The sequence below is a fragment of the Turicimonas muris genome (genome assembly GCF_002221595.1).
In the GTDB taxonomy this organism is placed as follows: Bacteria; Pseudomonadota; Gammaproteobacteria; order Burkholderiales; family Burkholderiaceae_F; genus Turicimonas; species Turicimonas muris.
Genome location: NZ_NHMP01000009.1, coordinates 57,613 through 76,989, shown reverse-complemented (window position 1 = coordinate 76,989; position 19,377 = coordinate 57,613). Strand labels below are relative to the sequence as shown.

General features: G+C 43.6%; 15 protein-coding genes and 1 tRNA gene. 3 read left to right on the top strand and 13 right to left on the bottom strand.

Annotation, left to right across the window (positions count from 1 at the left end; translation table 11 throughout):
• The first annotated feature begins 4 nt into the window (after nt 1–4).
• Nucleotides 5–1,750, top strand: a complete 1,746-nt coding sequence (locus tag ADH67_RS11355) for a cation:proton antiporter domain-containing protein (protein WP_066592154.1) — start codon at nt 5–7, stop codon at nt 1,748–1,750.
• A 62-nt stretch (nt 1,751–1,812) separates the two neighbouring features.
• Here ADH67_RS11355 and ADH67_RS11350 read toward each other — a convergent pair whose 3' ends face one another.
• Together ADH67_RS11350 and ADH67_RS11345 are read right to left on the bottom strand one after the other, a co-directional pair.
• Nucleotides 1,813–2,427, bottom strand: coding sequence for a DMSO/selenate family reductase complex B subunit (locus tag ADH67_RS11350; RefSeq protein ID WP_066592156.1), 615 nt, complete (start codon nt 2,425–2,427; stop codon nt 1,813–1,815).
• A gap of 15 nt (nt 2,428–2,442) precedes the next feature.
• Nucleotides 2,443–4,809, bottom strand: a complete 2,367-nt coding sequence (locus tag ADH67_RS11345) for a DMSO/selenate family reductase complex A subunit (protein ID WP_066592158.1) — start codon at nt 4,807–4,809, stop codon at nt 2,443–2,445.
• A gap of 371 nt (nt 4,810–5,180) precedes the next feature.
• On the opposite strand from ADH67_RS11345, the gene ADH67_RS11340 reads away from it, so the two are divergent.
• Nucleotides 5,181–5,285 (top strand): type II toxin-antitoxin system YoeB family toxin, encoded by a 105-nt coding sequence (locus tag ADH67_RS11340; protein ID WP_084081600.1) that lies wholly within the window; start codon nt 5,181–5,183, stop codon nt 5,283–5,285.
• Between the two features lie 160 nt (nt 5,286–5,445).
• Here ADH67_RS11340 and ADH67_RS11335 read toward each other — a convergent pair whose 3' ends face one another.
• The 11 genes from ADH67_RS11335 to recD2 all read right to left on the bottom strand — a co-directional run bounded on the left by ADH67_RS11335 (nt 5,446) and on the right by recD2 (nt 17,328).
• Complete coding sequence (locus ADH67_RS11335; RefSeq protein WP_084081450.1) at nt 5,446–6,234, bottom strand: type 1 glutamine amidotransferase domain-containing protein; 789 nt, start codon at nt 6,232–6,234, stop codon at nt 5,446–5,448.
• A 121-nt stretch (nt 6,235–6,355) separates the two neighbouring features.
• Nucleotides 6,356–7,165 (bottom strand): IclR family transcriptional regulator, encoded by an 810-nt coding sequence (locus ADH67_RS11330; protein ID WP_369910919.1) that lies wholly within the window; start codon nt 7,163–7,165, stop codon nt 6,356–6,358.
• 44 nt (nt 7,166–7,209) lie between these two features.
• On the bottom strand, nt 7,210–9,204 hold the full coding sequence (locus ADH67_RS11325; protein WP_066592162.1) for a heterodisulfide reductase-related iron-sulfur binding cluster: 1,995 nt from the start codon (nt 9,202–9,204) through the stop codon (nt 7,210–7,212).
• Nucleotides 9,205–9,217: 13 nt separating this feature from the next.
• Nucleotides 9,218–9,721: an RNA 2',3'-cyclic phosphodiesterase gene (gene thpR, locus ADH67_RS11320; protein WP_066592165.1), complete on the bottom strand. Its 504-nt coding sequence runs from the start codon at nt 9,719–9,721 to the stop codon at nt 9,218–9,220.
• A complete protein-coding gene (locus ADH67_RS11315) occupies nt 9,679–10,779 on the bottom strand; it encodes a quinone-dependent dihydroorotate dehydrogenase (protein WP_066592168.1) in 1,101 nt (366 codons plus the stop codon). The genes thpR and ADH67_RS11315 overlap by 43 nt, the downstream gene beginning before the upstream one ends.
• On the bottom strand, nt 10,763–11,569 hold the full coding sequence (locus ADH67_RS11310; RefSeq protein ID WP_084081452.1) for an arginyltransferase: 807 nt from the start codon (nt 11,567–11,569) through the stop codon (nt 10,763–10,765). The genes ADH67_RS11315 and ADH67_RS11310 overlap by 17 nt, the downstream gene beginning before the upstream one ends.
• Nucleotides 11,566–12,324: a leucyl/phenylalanyl-tRNA--protein transferase gene (gene aat / locus ADH67_RS11305; protein WP_066592171.1), complete on the bottom strand. Its 759-nt coding sequence runs from the start codon at nt 12,322–12,324 to the stop codon at nt 11,566–11,568. The genes ADH67_RS11310 and aat overlap by 4 nt, the downstream gene beginning before the upstream one ends.
• Nucleotides 12,325–12,885 carry an NUDIX hydrolase gene (locus tag ADH67_RS11300; protein WP_066592174.1) on the bottom strand — a complete coding sequence of 187 codons (561 nt, stop codon included), beginning with the start codon at nt 12,883–12,885 and terminating at the stop codon, nt 12,325–12,327. It lies immediately after the preceding gene.
• A gap of 12 nt (nt 12,886–12,897) precedes the next feature.
• Nucleotides 12,898–14,697 carry a Na/Pi cotransporter family protein gene (locus tag ADH67_RS11295; protein WP_084081453.1) on the bottom strand — a complete coding sequence of 600 codons (1,800 nt, stop codon included), beginning with the start codon at nt 14,695–14,697 and terminating at the stop codon, nt 12,898–12,900.
• Nucleotides 14,698–14,921: 224 nt separating this feature from the next.
• Nucleotides 14,922–14,998, bottom strand: a tRNA-Met gene (locus ADH67_RS11290).
• A gap of 176 nt (nt 14,999–15,174) precedes the next feature.
• Nucleotides 15,175–17,328 (bottom strand): SF1B family DNA helicase RecD2, encoded by a 2,154-nt coding sequence (gene recD2, locus ADH67_RS11285; protein ID WP_236578480.1) that lies wholly within the window; start codon nt 17,326–17,328, stop codon nt 15,175–15,177.
• Between the two features lie 492 nt (nt 17,329–17,820).
• Here recD2 and ADH67_RS11280 point away from each other — a divergent pair, with 492 nt between their 5' ends.
• Entirely contained in the window at nt 17,821–19,197 is a 1,377-nt protein-coding gene (locus ADH67_RS11280) for an ISNCY family transposase (protein ID WP_066592095.1), read from the top strand.
• Nucleotides 19,198–19,377 lie beyond the last annotated feature (180 nt).

Here is a 19,377-nt window from a genome sequence, read left to right as displayed (position 1 = left end):
AGTAATGGAACATAGTTTTACTCTAATCTCGACATTAGCCGCCGGTTTTGGAATAGCTCTCGTTTTTGGCTTTATCGCTGAAAAATTCAAGATTCCGGCATTAGTAGGCTATCTTTTAGCCGGGGTAATCGTGTCCCCCGCCACTCCCGGCTTTGTTGCAGACATCAATATTGCCTCCCAACTCTCTGAAATCGGTGTAATGCTGCTGATGTTCGGCGTGGGCCTGCATTTTTCATTATCCGATTTAATGCGAGTCAAATATATTGCCGTCCCAGGGGCAGTCGCACAAATGGGTTTAGCTACAGGCCTTGGTTTGCTGGTTGCTCATTATTGGGGATGGACATACGGTCAGTCTTTGGTTTTCGGCTTATGTCTTTCCTGCGCTTCAACTGTAGTGCTTCTGAAAGCTTTAGAAACGAAAGGAATATTAGAAAGTCATGACGGACAGATAGCGGTAGGTTGGCTTGTCGTCGAAGACATCATGACGGTTTTAATTTTGGTGCTTTTACCTCCGCTTGCCCCAATGCTTGGCGCCGAAGCAGTTCAGTCTGTTGAATCTGCTACTCCATTGTGGGAAATCATTGCATGGACCGTCGGCCGCGTTGCTTTGTTTATTTTCCTGATGCTAGTGGTAGGGAAGAGGGTTCTCCCATGGCTTCTCTGGCAGGTCGCAAAAACCGGTTCGCGCGAACTCTTTACTTTGTGCGTACTAGCCGTGGCCATCGGAATTGCTTACGGTGCCTCCGAAGTCTTTTCCGTCTCCTTTGCTTTGGGTGCTTTCTTCTCCGGTATGGTGATGAGGGAGTCTAAATATGCTCATCGGGCAGCCATGGAGTCCTTACCACTGAGAGATGCTTTCTCCGTCATCTTCTTTGTCGGTGTCGGCATGATGTTTGACCCGATGATTTTGGTCGATAAACCGCTTCATTTATTAGCTGTTCTGGCCATTATTATTCTGGGAAAATCTTTAGTAGCTTTCGGATTGGTAATGCTTTTCCGTTACCCGCTGCATACTGCACTGACCGTAGCGGCCTCGTTGGCTCAGATCGGTGAATTCTCCTTTATTCTCGCCGGACTTGGCGTCAGTCTCGGGCTTTTACCTCAAGAGGGTATGAGCTTAGTCTTGGCAGGGGCTATTATTTCCATTGCATTTAACCCGGTTGCATTTGCCTTGGTTGAACCGCTCAAAAACTTGATGAAAAAACGCTGGAAGTACGCACGTGTTCTGGATGCTAAGTCTGATCCGCTTTCCGTCATGCCTGATGAAGAAGAATCCAAGTATCTAAGAGGACATATGGTTCTTGTCGGATATAACAAGGTATGCGAGCACATTGCGAAGGATTTGTCCGAGAGAAAGGTTCCGTTTGTCATTGTTGAAAAAGACCGCAATATCGTTGAAGATCTTCGTGAAAACGGATTCAAGGCAGTATGCGGAGATGCTATTGATCCCGCAATTCTCATACAGGCCCATGTCCAGGATGCGGCTATGGTCATTCTGAATTTTAGAGATGATATTCTGAGAAGAAAAGTGATTGAGACCGCTAAGATTCTGAATCACAAAATTGAAGCAGTGATTATGACTTCAGATGATGAAATTGCTGTCAGAGCAATGACAGACCATCTTGGAAAAGTGTTTGACAGTAATGCGGTAATGGCCGGAAGCATTGTCAAATACTGCATGCACCGTCTTGGTAAAGCGGAAGAAGAAAAGAAATTTGAGGAAGAAAGCGAAGCAGAAGTTGCTAAATAATTTTTCTTTTTAATTAATTGGAAAGAGCCGGAAAGTCCCGTCTCTTTCCATGTGCGGACTAATTAGAATTTATGAACGGAGCCGCCTTCAAATCCCGTTTCTTGAGCTGTCTTGCCAGCTTTAATAACAAGATTCGGTTTTGTTTTGGCCGGATCAGGAAGAGGGGCCACGGAAGCAAGAGTACCGTGTTTCTTTCTTAATTCTTCAATATCACCGAATTCAATAGCTCTGTCTACGCAGGCTTCAACGCATACCGGCTGCAAACCGATAGAGGTTCTGTCTACGCAAGCATCGCATTTTTGAATCTTATGGGCTTTTTGATTAAGTTTAGGAGCACCGTACGGGCAAGCAGCGGCGCAAGCTCCGCATCCAATGCACTTGTTAAGATCGACGAGAACGATGCCGTCCTCAGCACGTTTATAGTGTGCTTTAGTCGGACAAACTTTCACGCAAGCCGGATCTGAGCATTGATTGCATCCCAATGAAAGATAGTAGGCAAAAACTTTTTCCGGAGACCAGAGACCGTCTTTGTCTTTTTTCCATCCGCCGCCTTCGTATTCATTTACCGTGCGGTTGTAAAGTCCGATAGGTGTGTTCTTAAGGTCCGCGCATGCAATTGTGCAGGTTCTGCAGCCTGTGCAACGGGACAGGTCAATAAAAAATCCTTTTTGTGCCATTTTGTTCTCCCGTTATTAAGCTTTGCGAATTTCAACAAGGATGTTGTGCTGAGCGTTGCCCTTAGCCAAAGAGCTCGGACGGTGGTTGGTCAATGTATTAATACATCCGCCGACGTCAACAACTTGTCCGTTGATAGTCTCCGGTTTGAACCAAGCGCCCTGCGGGATAGTGCAGACACCCGGCATAATGCGCGGAGTGACTCTGGCAGGGAGAAGAACGGTTCCTCTGTCGTTAAAGATATAGACTTTATCTCCGTCTTTAATGCCTCTGGCCTCAGCATCAAGAGTATTCATGATGACGCTGTCAGGATGAACATCTCTAAGTCTCGGGAGATTGTGGAAGGTAGAGTGAATTCTTCCGTGACCGTGATAGCCGAAACACTGGAGCGGATATTTCTTCTCCAGAGGATCTCCCGGCATATCCCAAGTGCTGTAGAAAACAGGAATCGGAGAAATGATATCGCCTTCAGGCAGCGTCCAGTCTTTAACTCTATTGGCAAGGGCTTCGGAATAGATTTCGATCTTGCCGGAAGGAGTCTTGATCTTATTAGCAACCGGATCCTTTCTAAATGCTTCAAGAGCGATAGTGTCTTTTCTTCTGTTCCAGACTTTAGCCATACCGTCTTTCCAGAACACATCGAATTCAGGAAGTTCTGGCACTTTCTTGCGGGTTTCGTTATAGCACCAGCGAACCCAATCTTCTTGAGATTTTCCTTCAGTATAGGCGTCTTCCAAACCGAGTTCTTTTGCAATCAGACGACAGATTTCCCAGGAAGGTTTTTGTTCAAACTGCGGATCAACAGCTTTCTGGATTGCGAGCATGCATGCTACATCGCCGTGGCTGCCGCCTTGGCAAGCCATATCAACGGTTTCAGGTCCCAAAGTATCCGGGAGAAGAATATCCGCATAACGGCAGCTTGGAGTCATCATGTTGTCGCAGACAACTAAGAATTCCAAGTCTTTTTCATTTCTAAGAACTTTATCGGTCCAGTTGCAGTCGCCATGCTGGTTAATCATGGTGTTACCGCCGGAGTTGATGATCATCTTGATATTCTGAGAAAGTTTTTCAACGCCCTTGACACCGTCAGTGGTGCGGGACATTTCCTTGCCTCTCAAAATGGCGTCAGTCCACATATAAACCGGAATAGTGGCTTTGACCGGGTTCTTGCCGACAGGCAGATACACGGCAGGGAACGGAGTATTGCCTTCGTGTTCACCGGCGTTAGTGCCCGGAAGACCGATTTGTCCTAAGAGGATTGGGACCATAGAAATGGCACGGCAGGTATGTTCACCGTTTGCTTGACGCTGCGGACCCCATCCCTGAGAGACGAAGAGCGGCTTAGTTGAAGCCATTTCTTCGGCTAAATCCACAATAGTCTTGACAGGGATACCGGTAATCTTGGATGCCCATTCAGGAGTCTTAGGCTGTTTGTCAGGTCCGTTTCCAAGGATGTAGGACTTGTAATCGGAGTTCTTCGGAGCAGAAGCCGGAAGCGTTTTTTCGTCATATCCGACACAGTATTTATCCAAGAAGTCTTGATCAACCTGATTCTTGTTAATCCATTGATAGGCGAGGGCAGCAACTAAAGCAGCATCAGTTCCCGGACGGATTGGAATCCATTGGTCTGCCTTAGTAGCGGCAGTATCTGTAAAGGCCGGATCTATAACAATAACCTTCGGCATATGTTTAGTAACGGCCATATCGATTTGATAGCCTTTACCGCCGCCGGATGGTCTTGTAGAAGAAGGATTATTGCCGAACAATACGTAGAGATTAGAGTTAGCAATTTCGGACGGTAAAGAAGCCGGGCGTCCGCCTAACATATAGGGGAGTGCTTCTTGAAGCTGAGCATTAGAGTAAGAACCGTAATACTTTAAGAATCCGCCCATTAAATTCATCAGACGCTGCCAAGCTCTGCGGGAGCTGACAATAGATTGTTGGCCGGAGCAATACTGCCAATAAATTGCATCATTACCGTATTGATCGCGGATTCTCTTCCAGTTATCAGCGATTGTTTTAACGGCTTCATCCCACGAGATTCTTTCGAATTTTCCTTCACCTCTTTCACCAACGCGCTTCATCGGATATTTGAGGCGATCATCCGAATAGATTCTTTCTCTCATTGAGCGTCCGCGCTGGCAGGCGCGAAGTTGTCTTGGAGATGGTGTTGCGTCAGGCAATGAGTTATCAGTTTCGATTCTGATAACTTGGCCTTTTTTGGTGAAGCAGCGGACCGGGCAGCGTTGTCCGCAATTAATGACGCAGGCGCACCAAGAACTTGATTCGATTTCGGGAAGTGCTTGAGCGACTGCAGAAGCGAGAGGTGAGCAAGGTAAACCTACAGCTGTACCTGCTTTTAAGAAGTCTCTCCTTGAAAGCATATTTAGTTACTCCTTTATTGAGTAATTGATTGGGGTTGTGATTTGGGATATGAGGAAATTATTATTTCTCTTTCATCTGTTGTCACTAAGGAAAAGTACGGAAACCTGGGTCAATCAGTACTGATAATTAAAACCAACTAAGAAATCAGCAATTTCGAATGTGAATCTATCGCTTGTTAAAAAGGAGGCCACAAAATTTCATAATTTCGTGAGCACTTTCGATGAGTTCTGGAAAAGAATTCTGTTTTAAAAAGCGCCTATCGGCTTAAGGTAGCTAGAAAATGAGTATCAGAGAGCAGCTCTTTTTTAATGTTTCTCTCTTTATCTGAGGTATTCAAGAAGCGATTAGAAAAGAATGTTTAATTTATTGAATATTTTGGAGTCGAAGAATAGACAAAGAACATCGCTTGGTTTATAGAGTTTACGAAGACGGAATCGAAATGGCGCAGTGCAGAGGCCATTATCAAAGCAGCTGACAACGAAATTGACATGTCCTAAAAACAGTTTTTGTCTTCTGCTATCAAGTTTTGTCTATAAAGATACTTTTTAAACAAGCTCCTCATGCAAACCAGACACAATGAGGCGCCATTTTCAAAAACTTGGATGCGGAGTCGTCCAAGCTTCAATAAACTTTGATTACATACAAGACAACATCCCATAGCCTACGCATGCTGCAGAAGCTGGATTCTGGCAAGTTACTAAGCGATCATTTGTGACAACGTGAGACTGGAAGTTATCGGATCTCTGGAAAATACCGCCTCTGTCGCGAATGGCGGTTTCAAGAGCAAATGGGACAACATTGCTCATGCCGACTGCATCTTCTTCAGAATTTGTGAAGCAGTTTACGTTCTTGTCGGAGACTAAATATTGGCCTTTAGGAAGTTTCACGTTGACTAAGCCGGCTGGACCATGGCAAACAGCACCAATTACGCCTCCATTGGTGTAAATGGTTCCGCAAATATTTTGCAGTTCGGAATTATTCGGCAAATCCCACATGGCGCCGTGACCGCCCGCGTAATACATGCCGCAGTAATCGGAAGGAACAACTTCGGCTGGTTTAAGCGTATTGGCTAATTTGGCTTGATACTGTGCATTATTCTTAAATTCCATATTGACGGGATCTTTAGGATCAAAACCTTCCGCTGTTGGTTCGCCGCCTTTTGGAGTGACAAAATCAATTTCATATCCGGCATCCGTTAAAACTTTCCAGGGATGGCTGACTTCGGAATAAAAATAACCTGTAGGATTGTCGGTTTCAGGAATTTTATTGCAGCTAGTCAAAACAAAAAGAATCTTCTTATCTTTCTGTGCTGCTGCAGGAGCTTGGGCCGGCGCAGGATCCGCCCCGGCAGCAGAAGCAACTACAGGTGCTAATAAACCACTGGCCGCAATGCCGGACAGAATAGTTCTACGAGAAATTGACATAACATCCTCCTTAATAATTGGTGAGTGAATTATAAGAAGGTGTTAGTACTTACCCTAATGTTTTGTTCGATATGGGCTCGCCTCTATTAAGAGGAGAAAAATTACTAATATGGGTGCCGTATTACTTGAAATCAGGGCGAACGTACAATTCACCAGGTGTTGCCACAAACCCAAGGTGTTCGGAAATATCGTCTGCACAATGTTTCAGTTCGCTAATCCAAACGTCCTGCATTTGACTTACTGGCGAAGAGATAGAAAGGCAGGCGACAAGCTTTCCGGAGTCATCTCGAATACCGGCGGCAATACAGTGAACGCCGGTTTCTAGCTCTTCAACATCGTGAGCAAAACCCAGAGCTTTTACACGAGATACTTCAGCTAGGAGCGTATCAATGTCTCCAATTGATTTAGGCGTGTTCTTTTCCAAATTAGTTCTAAGAGCGTAGCCTCGGATTTTTTCAAATCCGTCTTCCGCTAAAAAGAGCTTGCCGGAACTCGTTGTATGTAATGGAGCTGTAGCCCCAATGGTTCTGACTACTTGAATTCCCGGTCTTTCACGCATGATTCTGTCAATGTAGACGATAGAGTCGCCTTGACGAATAGAAAGATTAACCGTCTGTTTAGTCAAATTGTGAAGTTTGACCATAGAGTTTCTGGCTTTTTCACGAACGGACATTCTTTCTCTGACCAGATTGCCGAGCTGAAGAAGACGCAGGCCGAGACGGTACGTTCCGGAGGTAAGGCCCTTTTCAACGAAACGCAGCTTCACTAAGTCGGTGATGATACGGTGACAGGTCGAGATATGAAGATTCGTTTCCTCAGCGATAACTTTTAGATTTACCGGCTCTGAGTGTTGAGTTAAAACACGCAGAATGCAGCTTGCTCGGTCTAATACCTGAATATTCGCTTTGCTGGAGTTGTTTTCCATATTGATCACTGTCTTCCGTAAAAAGGCCGTGTCCGAGCACGGCCGTGGAATTATTTTATATGTTTTGCAACTATTTCTGCAATATCTGACAATTGAATTTCAGATAGTGAAGTATCCTGAGATTTTGCGGAATCAAACATGGATAGACAGAAAGGACATGAAGTAGCGATATTTTTCGCTCCCGTATCGTTCACAATGGCTTTGAGTCTAATGACGTTAAGTCTTTCGCCCTTATCGTTTTCGCTCCAGAATTGACCGCCGCCGGCACCGCAGCATGTAGTATTGCAGCCCCATTCCTTCGGATTAACGTAATCAAGATTCTTAATCTTATCGATAATGAATCTAGGGGCGTTAATAATTTGGTTGTAGCGGGCCAAATAGCAGGCGTCATGAATAGCGAATGTTTCCTCCGTTCCGTCGTTAACTAAAGGCAGACGGCCAGCATCAAGCTGTTCTGCAATAAATCTTACATGAGAGATAACATTGAATTTCCCGCCTTCATAATCCGGGAAGTCGTTCTTCAAGGTGTTGAAGCAGTGAGGGCAGTGCGCAACAATTCTGCTGAATGTGTACTTTCTTAGATTTTCTATATTCATCAAAGTCTGACATTCAAACAGATACTCTTCGCCGACCCTTCTGGCTAACTCAGCGTTGCAGGATTCTTCTTGCATAACGGCAAAACTTAAACCTGATGCTTTCAGAATCTTGATCATGGCTTTGGCAATCTTCTGATTGCGTTTGTCATAAGAAGCAGAACAGCCAACCCAGTAGAGCAGGTCATAATGTTCTCCTTCCTTAGCAAACGGAACGTCAAGGCCTTCGGCCCATTTGAATCTTTCATCCGGATCCAGTCCCCATGGATTGCCGACGCTGGAAATATTCTGAAGAGTCTTGGCAACGCCCGGAGCAAAATGACCTTCTTCCATTGCAATGGAACGTCTCATTTGCATAATTGCACCGCCGATTTCAATCCTTGAAGGACATTGTTCAACACATGCCCCGCAAGTTGTACAGGCCAATAAAGCATCCTTAGAAACGGCGTTTCCAATAAGTGGTTCATCGATTGTCTTGTAATCCCCGTGCATTGTCTTTTTAAGCGAAAGTATTATTTCGCGGGGATCCAAAGGTCCGCCGGCACGGTTGACGGGACAAACCGCCGTGCAGCGTCCGCATTCGGTACAAGCATCAAAATTCAAACGGAATTGCCAATTAAATTGATTGAATTTGGAAATTCCGAAGCTTTCTTGTTCTTCAATTTCGGCAATTCTTGGAATATTGCCTCTCGGCTTTGTTTTTTGCCAATAAATACTCGTCGGAGACTTGTACATATGAGCAAAATAGGTGCTTGGAATCAAGGCAACAAAAATCAAAGCGATAATGCCGTGGAAGAGCCAAAGAATGAAATGCTGCGAATGCAGCTGTTCTTGGCTCATGCCGGAATAAAAGACGGTAGCTAGGAAGTTCCCGATAGGAGAATAAACCGCATATTCAGGTTTTTCAGCAGCCAAACGGAGAGCCTCTACAATGTATCCGGTGATGATAATAAGAGCCAAAGATCCTAAGATCATCAGAAAACGGCCGGACTTTTCAAATTGTTTGCCGCCTTTAACAAAACGGCGGTAGAAGGCCATTCCGAGACCAATCAGACAGACCACACCGGCAATATCAAGAACAAACTTGTAGAAATAGTAAGTTCCTCCGGCTAGGAACTGCTGACCGAATATTAATTTTCCGATATCCCAGTCTAAAACTGCAATGACAGTACCGAAGAATAAAAAGACAAAACCCCAGAAAATCCAGAAATGAAGCCAGCTTCCGAGAGGTTTGCGGGTAATTCTCTTTTGTCTCAGAGCTTCGGTTTTGATAAAACCCCAACGTCTCTTAGTTTCTGGATCCACGGCAAACGGCTTGCCTGCTTTCCATAAAAGATAAGATTTATAGATGCCGAGCCCGCAGATGACGCAGGCGGTCAGACCAAGAACATAAATGGCGATAATGGCCCATACGGGAATATTCCAAAATCCAGGGCGGGTTACGATATCCATGACTTTTTCCGGATTAAAGTTTAATGTAAGTCAGTTTATTATTAATTTTGATGCCGGACTGAAAAAGTTCCGGTTTTTCTATTGACATGTAAATAGGTTCAAAGCTGATTTCCGGCGCAACGGATGCTTTTCTAGCCAAAGAAATGTGAGGCCGAAGAGGTTTGTCATCAAAAGAGAAACCATTTTGACGAAGAAGTCTTCTAACTTTTTCACCCAAGGCTTCGATAGCAGGAGAGAAAGGGCCGGCGGCATAAACGATCTTATGGGTTGAGAATGCACCAAGCCGGTTAATTTCCCAGAAACTCTCAGCTTCCCACTTAAAAGAAAGAAGATCTTTAATTTCATTGACCCTTGTGGTGTCTGTTTCACCGATATAAGCCAAAGTAATATGGTAGTTAAACGGTGAAATCAGACGAGCCTTAGGATTTACCTCGGTAATCTCCTCTCCGAACTTAGCCAGCCTTTCCTGAACCTCTATGGGGCAGGGGATGGCGATGAAGGTTCGGATACTGGGCATGATGTTTGATGGTTGGCTCTCCATTGAGCAATTGCCTGAACGCAATCGGCCACTAACTCCGGACCTTCAAAAATAAAGCCGGTGTAGAGCTGAACAATTGAAGCTCCCGCTTCCATTTTTTCAACGGCATCTGAGGCGCTCATTACGCCGCCGCTGGCAATAATCGGAAGAGTTCCCCTCAAATGCTCGGATGCCAGACGCGTTACTTCGGTGGATCTTTCCATTAGAGGACGACCGGACAAGCCTCCCGGTTCTTTTTCCAGCGGATGACCAAGGATGGCTTCTCTGGAAATAGTGGTGTTGGTACAGATAACGCCGTCCATTCCATTTTCAACAATCACATCCAAAGCTTTTTTAATCCCGTCGTCAGAAAGATCCGGTGCGAGTTTTACAGCGATAGGGACGTAGTGATCTTTATTAGCTGCCTTTAGCTCTTTTCTCTTCGCTGCAATAGCAGCTAAAAGCTTATTCAGCTCTTCCTCAGCCTGTAAATCTCGTAAATTAGGAGTATTCGGAGAGGAAATATTGATAGCAATGTAATCACCTGACATATAGAGGCGATCCATACACTTCATGTAATCGTCGATAGCTAAGTCGTTAGGAGTTACTTTGTTTTTGCCGATATTGACGCCTAAAATTCCGCCGCGGTTACGGAAAGCGCGGGCGCTCTGCAGGTTCTTTGCAACCTGAATGGCGCCGACGTTATTAAATCCCATTCTGTTAAGAATGGCATCGTCCTCGACAAGACGGAAGCATCTTGGTTTCGGATTTCCGGGTTGGCCTTTCGGTGTTACGGTACCAATCTCAACGCTTCCGAATCCCAAGGCTCCGAAAGCTGTCACATGTTCCCCGTCTTTATCCATACCGGCGGCAAGTCCAACACAGTTAGGAAATCTTATTCCCATGACATTAATAGGATCTTCCCGAACCGGACGGGTTACGAGCTTGTGAACTCCAAGCTGTGTAATCCAGTCCAGATTGGACATAATAATGTGGTGCGCTTGTTCAGGAGTAAATCTGAAAAGGGCTGTCTTCGCCAGTTTATAGAGGGAGTTCATAATCTTCCTTTTCCTGATTTAAATAACTATCGTTGCAATCTTGAAACTCTTTCCATTGTTCCTGTACAAAAACTTCCAAGGGCTGGAATTTTGTTTTGTAACTCATGTTAGGAACATCATCAATCCAAAACCCTAAGTATAAATAGGGCAAGCCTCTCTTTTTCGTTTCTTCGATTTGACGAAGAATGGCATAGGTGCCGGGTGACCGTTTCATCTCAGCCGGATCATAAAAGGTATAAACCGCCGAGAATCCGTCCGAGAAGATATCCGTAATGGAAACCATCACTAGTTTTCCTGATTTGTCTCGGTATTCAAAAAACTCAGTTTCTCCGACGGTATTTACATAATATTTCTGAAAATCGTCTTTCGTCGTTTCTTCCTCTTCTTCGTCACTCTTGTGGCGTACGGAAAGATAAGTTTTTAAAAGTTGGAGATATTCAGCCGTATTCGCCGGTGCTGTAACCGTCATGGAAAGATCTGCGTTTTTCTTAAGACACTTATTAAATGTCCGGTTTAGTTTAAAGTCATCAACTCTAAGCCTAACAGATATACATTTGTCGCAGCCAGGACAATGCGGGCGATAAAGATTTACACCGCTTCTTCGGAATCCGAAAGAAGAAAGAAGAGTAGCGCATTGTTTGCCGATTCTTGTACCAGAGGAAGGAATAGCAACGAGAAGGCATTCCGTTCTGCATTTGTCATAGCTGCAGGTAAATTCCCCGGTCGACCCAAGCCACTCGGGAGCAAGACATTCAGGGAGATCTTCATTTTCTTTAGTGAGATCGCTCATAGCACCTTCTCCAAAAGATCGTTTAATGGAACACCGCGATAAGCATCCCAATTGACGGGCGGCAAAGAGCAATATTCTTTGAGATGCTGCTTAAATTCTGAAAGAGGAACCAGGAAGGCTCCCAGACTTTTTAAATGCGAGGTTTCCTGCTGACAATCAATCCAAGGAATATCTTCCTTCATACAAATACTCACTAAAAGAGAAAGAGCAATTTTGGAAAGATCGCTTTCTTTAGAGAACATTGACTCCCCGTAGAACATTCTCCCGAGACTAACCCCGTAAAGTCCGCCCAATAGTTCTTGATTAATCAGTACTTCCACGGAATGAACCAAATTTCGCTCGGCAAGAGCCAAATAGCTTTGTAGGATTTCTTCCGTGATCCAAGTCCCGTCCTGACCTTTTCTTGGCTGAGCACAAGATTCAATAACCTTTTTTGTGCACGAATCAAGCCTCAAAACAATTTCTTTATCTTCATATTTAAATTGAAGGGCTCTCTTGAGTCTTTTCCGTAGAGAATGGCTGACTTTAAAGTTTTTAGTTTGTAAAACCATTCTAGGGTCTGTCATCCACCAGAACACAGGCTGCCCTTCCTCATACCAAGGAAAAATCCCTTGGGAGTATGCGATTGGCAGTCTTTCCCACTCCAGATGGCGCGTTACGCAAACGATTTCATCCGGCAACCCGAAACCCAATGGAAGTTCAGGAAAAGCTTCTCCGGGCGCAAAAGTAAAAAGATTTGTTCGGTCGAATTTCATCTATTCTTTTCCGGGTTTTTCTTTGATTTCGTAATGAAATCCTATGGAGCCTTTCTTGAGATCTGAAAAGTAACATCTCAAAGCTCTTTTGACGGAATTAAAGGCAATCTTGTCCCAGGGAATTTCTTCTTCTGAAAAGAATCTTTGTTCTAAAGTTTCCGGTCCGGGTTTGCAGTCAGGATTAACTACGTCCCCAATGAAATAAATATGTGTGCCCGAAGCAAACGGGACATCTAAGAGCATGAAAGGGCAGACATTTTTTAATTCTGCTCCCGCTTCTTCTTTGGTTTCACGGAGAGCTCCGGCCATCGTGCCTTCCTTCATTTCCTGGTGACCGGCAGGCAGATTCCATTTCCCGAAACAAGGATCAATTGCCCGGCGGCATAAAAGGACTTTTCCGTTATAGACAGGCACGGTGCCAACGATATTATGAGGATTTTCATAATGAATTTGGCCGCACTTGGTACAGACGTGTCTCTCCCTCGTGTCGCCTTCTGGAATTTTGATTTCCAGAAGAGCACCGCAGGCGGAACAAAACTTTAATTCAGATTCTTCACTCATCTTTTGAAGGCCTTACTCTCCCAATGCAACCGGATTAGTCTTAAATAGCAACTCGATAACATCATATAAGTTTTTAGCCAAATTACGAGAGATTGCGTTGTCATTCATGATCGAAGTAGCAACAGAATCTGAAATACAGTGGTTTCGAATTAAGGTATCCAAAGAGCTTGAAGAAACAACATCAAATTTTTCGCTGTTATCTAAAATTTCACGCTGAATCTGATCAATTTCTTCTATTGTCGTAGCCTGAGTAATGGAGTGAACATTACGCAGTAGTCTCAGCAGATTTCTGCGCATAGCTGCATATTCCGCACGTATGTAGCCGTTGTTCGAGAAACCAAATTTATTGATATTGGTTTGAAGCTGACTGGCTTCTTTAACGGCCGAAGCCATGTAAAGGTTTGCGCGTCTGATATCCATAAAGATAGTATTTCTTTCCGGAGTCGAAGCCTCATAGCCGGCTCTTACGGCAAATTCGATAATGCTGGAGTACAAACCTTTAAATTCTTTGTGATATGCCGTGTCAAATTCAAAATCATTAGGCTGATTCCTCTGAGAAAGAACAGTAGGGATTTCTTCTTGAGACTGGACATCTTCAGGCTGGAAACTAATCACCTTAGCGATTAAACCCAGCGTACTTTCTAAGAGACGAATACTTTCTAATGTCAAAGACTGAAGAGCACTGTCACTGAACTGCAAGACCTCATCACTGAGGAACATCGGTTTGACTTCATCATCTTTACTCTCTGAGGGCTTAACATACTTGTTAAGAAAGTTTTCCATCTGAGAAATGAAGGGATAAAGGACGATGACGCCTATCACGTTGAACAGTGTTGTGAACATTGCGAGTTTTAAGACGTAATCGTTCTCGGCGATACCTACCCAAGCACAAAGATAGTCCACAGCTATTAAATACAGCTTGAAGAACACAATAGCCATTAAAGCGGCAAAACAGTTAAAAAAGACATGGGTTACCGTAATCTTCTTTCCTTCAATATTGGAATTGATGGAGCCGATTACGGCCATAATGGTAGATCCAACGTTTGCCCCGATGGCCACACCAATAGCATTTTCATAAGATACTTGTCCGACGGCTAAGGCAGCTAACGCTAAAGTTAAGGTCGCATGGGAAGACTGAGTAATAACGGTTACTCCGAAGCCAATCAAGGTATAGAGAAGAAGACCGGCCAGACCCTCCATCTGGAATTGAGAGATATCAAAGGTGTCTTTGAAATTCTCAAAACCTTCTTTCATGTAAGAAATGCCGAGGAAAAGAAGGCCGAGAGATAAGAGAAAAAGGCCAAATCCTTTAATTTTCTTGTTCTTACTGATAAAAAATCCCAAGCCGAAGATAATCAAGGGCATGGCATATAAAGAAATCTTCGTTTTTAAACCGAAGTAGCCGACAAGCCAAGCAGAACCTGCGGTAGATAAATTGATGCCGTAGACCATGGCAATGCCGGACTGTAAGGCCATTAATCCCGCACTCAAGAAAGAAATCGCTATAACCGTAGCCAGCCCGCTGGACTGTACCAAAGAACTGACTGTAAAACCGAATAAGAACGACTTGTAATTCGTATTAGCAACTTTGTCTAAGAAAACATCCAAAACACCGCCGGAAAGGATCTTGAAACTTTCCTGCAGAAGCATCATGGCAAACAAAAATAGACAGACTCCCGCACATAAAGTTAAAAGGCTGACGTTTTGGATAAGAACAATAAGAAGTCCGACACAAACGAAAAATCCGAAAAGAGGCTTCCCATAGGCCAAGAATGTCTTATTAAATTGTTTATGGAGTGAGGCTAATGACATGTAACTACTCGTTTTTATTTTATTTATCAATTAGTAAGCGATGGATTATATAGTGATTACTTATGCTTATAGCATTATTAATCTAGGAGAAAAGAGGCAAAAGATTCTGGCGACCTCTAAGAAAGGCATCTCAAAAAGAAACAGGTAGGAGGAGGGTGATTTGATTAGATAAAATAAAACTGAACGGCTCTCGCGGTTCAGTGACGTACATTTGCTATTTAAATTGGTAGCGGGGGCAGGATTTGAACCTACGACCTTCGGGTTATGAGCCCGACGAGCTACCAGACTGCTCCACCCCGCAGCAAATGTCGAGTGCTTGTCTTAAGCTGGTGCGAATATTAGCACCGTTTTTTTAAGCTTGCAAGTTATAACTACAGAGACAAGACCAAAAGTGAGATTTTATCAGCTTTTAATTTAAAGTAACTTATTATTTTTTAAATAAATTTAAAAGAATTTTCAAATAATGTTAGGAAATGTTTATTTTTCTAGGCGCATCTTTAGCCCGCTCCACCGTTTAAGTGAACGGTTGTCTTTGATTGCCATAAATAAAGCTTTTTTCTGACCTACCACCACAACAAGTTTCTTTCCTCGCGTTACTCCCGTATAGACAAGGTTGCGTTTAAGCATCATAAATTGCTGAGTCGAGATCGGAATAATCACCACCGGATATTCACTTCCTTGGGATTTATGAATGGTCGTTGCATAACACAATACAAGTTCATCAAGTTCATCGAAGGAATAAATAACATCTCGACCGTCAAACGTCACTAGTACGGTTTCTTCTTCTTTGTCGATTCCATTGATAAAGCCGATATCCCCATTGAAAACATCCTTGTCGTAATTGTTCTCAATCTGCATAACTTTGTCATTCAGATCGAAAGTGATCCCGAATTTTGTGATGGCATTATCCGAAGAAGGATTAAGGGCAGATTGAAGAAGTTCGTTCATACTTCTTGCGCCGGTGAGACTTCGATTCATTGGGCACAAAACTTGAATATCCTTTATCGGATCGAAACCGAATGTTCTCGGCAGACGCAGCTGAACCAAAGAAACTATAGTGGAGACGATTTCTTCCGGCGTTTCTTTGGCAATGAAATAGAAATCTCCTTTTTGACCTTTTTGAGGAAGAGGCGGAAAGTACCCTTTATTAATTTGATGAGCTGCTCTAATAATCCATGAATCTGCTGCTTGTCGAAACACTTCAGTTAATTTGATTACCGTTATTTGTCCGCATTCAATTAAATCTGAAAGAAAGGTTCCGGGTCCAACTGAAGGAAGTTGGTTGACATCCCCGACAAAAATTACAGACGCGTGATCGGGCACGGCTTGAAGCAAACTGTTAGCTAAAGATAAATCAACCATGGAACATTCATCGATGACTAAAAGGTCACAGTCCAACGGCTTTTCCCGGTTCCTTTGAAATTTTCCCGTCTCCGGAGAGACTTCCAACAGCCGATGAATAGTCTTTGCCTCGCAGCCGGTAGTTTCGGACATCCTCTTGGCAGCTCGTCCGGTCGGTGCGCAGAGAATGATTTTTACCTTCTTGGCAGATAAAATTCGAAGAATAGAATTAACTAAAGTTGTTTTACCGACGCCGGGCCCTCCCGTGATGACCATTAGCTTTGAGTTAAGAGCTTTACCAGCCGCTTCTTTCTGACTCTCTGCAAGATTTATGTTGAGTTTTTTTTCTACCCAAGCAATGGCTTTATCCGGATCAATATTTGGCCAATTAACACAACTTTGATTAAGCCTTCTTATACTGGAGGCGATTCCAACTTCTGAATAAAAAAGGGAAGGGAGATAAAGACATTCTGATTCCGGATGATCATCAGATACCAAAGAATTCTCTTCAATTTCTTTTTCAATTGCATCGCAGATTGTTTGCTCAGGCATCTCCAGAAGTTCATTCGCCATCTTAATTAGCTCATCTTTGGGAAGGCACGCATGACCGAGATTAGAAGAAGCTTCTGAAAGAACGTAAGAAATGCCGGCCCTTGCTCTCAAAATCGAATCTTTTGGAATCCCCATATTCAAAGCAATCGTATCGGCAGAGCGAAAACCTATTCCTTTGATATCTTTTGCCAAGATATAAGGGTTTTGAGTAATGATGGATACGGCATTTTCACCGTATTTTTTAAAAATTCTGACGGATTTCGCCGTAGAGACTTTATGGCTGTGCAGAAAAATCATAATGTTGCGTATGATTTTCTGATCAGCCCACCCTGACACTATTGCTTTGAATCTCTTAGGCCCGATTCCTTCAACTTCTTTTAACCGCTCTGGATTCTGTTCGATAATGTCAAAAACTTTTTCTCCGAACTGCTTTACTAATCTAGAGGCGTAGGTTGGTCCGATTCCTTTCACCATTCCTGAACCGAGATACTTTTCAATGCCTTGTTTGGTAGCAGGGGGATAAACATTGAGAAACACAGATTGAAACTGTCTTCCGTATTCCCGGTTATAAATCCAGTCCCCGGAGCATGAAACGAATTCACCGGGTGAAACTGCCGGAGTGTGACCAACAACGGTCGCTAGTTCTCTTTCACCTTTAACTTTGATTTTGATTACGCAGTAGCCAGATTCTTCGCTATGAAAAGTAACTCTTTCTACTAAGCCTGTTAGTTTTTGCAAGCCAGCCTCTGAGTTGTGGATTGGTTTAGAGGAGGAAGAAAAAGTCATAAGTTTTGCAGAAGGCTGAGTTAGGTAGTGGAAGAGGTATTTTACGCAAAAAAGGATTTCTACTTGTGGCTCAAAAGGTTGCTTTAGAGGAATGAATGTTCCTAAAGAAACTTCTCGACCCAAAACAGTATTCATCCTTTTGTAGGAGAAGTCACAAATTCAAAAATATTTACACCTTTAGGCAAAGACGTTGTGCTCTCGATTCACTTGTTTTTCGTCAATTGAAAACAAAGAAAAATGCAGGCACGAGCGAAACGAAGTCCTTGCAATTCGTTTAAACTCGCCTCCTTTTTTTTGTGTTAAGCAAAAGGGAAATTGAGAGTAACTTCCTACGGGATTTTGAGAGTAGTTTCCTAGGCGATTCTGAGAGCTTATTCCAGGGCGAAATTGGGAGTTTTACCAAAGCGAAAATGGGAGTTAGGCGGTCTTTATTGACTTATTCTTGTGCTTTTTAGAGGTTTTAAATGGTCAAAAAAGAACGTTAAGCATCCCTCGATTAATGAACTGGTTGCTGTATTTACTGAGTACCGAGCCGGGCTGATCACCTGTAAGCAAGCACTGACTCAGTTAAAAATGCCTGAGTCAACCTTTTTCAGGAAGTTAAACAAGTTTTCATTACAAGGAGCCGAAGGCTTAGAACATGGTAATCGGGGGCGTTCACCTGTAAACAAACTGGACAAGGACCTAAGAGAAAGAATAGACAACTTGCTCCAAACCAAGTACGCTGGCTTCCAAGCTGCTTTGGCAAGGAAATACCTGAAGAATTGCGAACAAATTGAAGTATCCGAAGAATTTATCCGGCAACGTCTTCTTGAACTTTATCCCAGAGAAAAGAAAGCAGAGAGTAAAGGCCATCCATTACGTCGACGTCGCAGCCGGTTCGGAGAATTGATCCAAATTGATGGATCCCGACATCGTTGGTTCGGAGAGGATGAGCCTTTTTGTGTCGTTCACGCCTTTATTGATGATGCAACAGGAACCATTACTGCGGCGTGCCTGCGGCCTACAGAAGTAGGAGAGGCCTATCGAGAGCTCATTATGGGGCATGTCTTTAAATACGGCATACCAGCGGCTTTCTATAGCGATAGACACAGCATTTTTAAACCGACGACCTCGGGGCCACTAACCTCTGAAGACCAAGACGGAACTCAGTACCAACGCATCTGCAATATGCTTGGAATTGAGTACATCTATGCAAAAACTCCCGAAGCAAAAGGAAGGATTGAACGCCTAAATCAAACTTTGCAAGGACGTTGGCCTAAAGAGTTCAAGCTCCGAGGCATAAAGGATATTAACACCGCTAATTTGCACATAGAGGAGTTTGTCAACGAGTACAACGAAGAGTTTGCAATTAAGCCTTTTTACCAAGAAGATGCTCATGTACCGCTCTTGGCAACAGAAGAGGAGTTAAAGAGGATCTGTGCTACCTGGCACGAACGACATTTATCTAAAAATCTTAGTTGTAGTTTCAAAAATCAAATCATTCAGGCTCTTGGGGTTGAGAACCGTCATGGCTTGATTGGAAAGGAGGTTTCTATCGTAGAGTACCCGGATGGAAAGATCGAGATGCTATGGGGATTGAGAGTAATACCCATAAAAATTATTCCTAAGGTAGGTTGTCCTAAATTTGAAGAATACACAGAAACGGCTAAAACCATTGATGCTCGTGTCGACGAAATCATGGCGAAAGAAAATCAACGAAGACAACTGTGGCTTAATAAGCGAGCTGCCAAAGTAAGAGAAGTACTAAACATGAGAGAACTAGTGATCGAGGCTGCTGAAGAGATAATAAAGGAAGACAGCGAAAAGGATAAGCACTAAGCGCATTGCGATGAAAGGGGGTATTAACTCAGGTTCGCTACGCTTACCTGAGTTAATACCCCCTTTCATTGCAATTAAAAGCCACAGAATTTGCAAGACTTTCACTTAAAAATTGGCTCTCTCAAAATCGTGTTGTTTTCTGACTCTCAAAATCGCCTTGGCTTAACATCGCCTCCTTTT

Coding starts and splice junctions, on each gene's coding strand:
- ADH67_RS11315 (WP_066592168.1), bottom strand. CDS start 10,779: ATGAACTCCCTCTATAAACTGGCGAAGACAGCCCTTTTCAGATTTACT.
- ADH67_RS11345 (WP_066592158.1), bottom strand. CDS start 4,809: ATGCTTTCAAGGAGAGACTTCTTAAAAGCAGGTACAGCTGTAGGTTTA.
- ADH67_RS11335 (WP_084081450.1), bottom strand. CDS start 6,234: ATGTCAATTTCTCGTAGAACTATTCTGTCCGGCATTGCGGCCAGTGGT.
- ADH67_RS11325 (WP_066592162.1), bottom strand. CDS start 9,204: ATGGATATCGTAACCCGCCCTGGATTTTGGAATATTCCCGTATGGGCC.
- thpR (WP_066592165.1), bottom strand. CDS start 9,721: ATGCCCAGTATCCGAACCTTCATCGCCATCCCCTGCCCCATAGAGGTT.
- ADH67_RS11300 (WP_066592174.1), bottom strand. CDS start 12,885: ATGAGTGAAGAATCTGAATTAAAGTTTTGTTCCGCCTGCGGTGCTCTT.
- ADH67_RS11355 (WP_066592154.1), top strand. CDS start 5: ATGGAACATAGTTTTACTCTAATCTCGACATTAGCCGCCGGTTTTGGA.
- ADH67_RS11310 (WP_084081452.1), bottom strand. CDS start 11,569: ATGAGCGATCTCACTAAAGAAAATGAAGATCTCCCTGAATGTCTTGCT.
- ADH67_RS11350 (WP_066592156.1), bottom strand. CDS start 2,427: ATGGCACAAAAAGGATTTTTTATTGACCTGTCCCGTTGCACAGGCTGC.
- ADH67_RS11295 (WP_084081453.1), bottom strand. CDS start 14,697: ATGTCATTAGCCTCACTCCATAAACAATTTAATAAGACATTCTTGGCC.
- aat (WP_066592171.1), bottom strand. CDS start 12,324: ATGAAATTCGACCGAACAAATCTTTTTACTTTTGCGCCCGGAGAAGCT.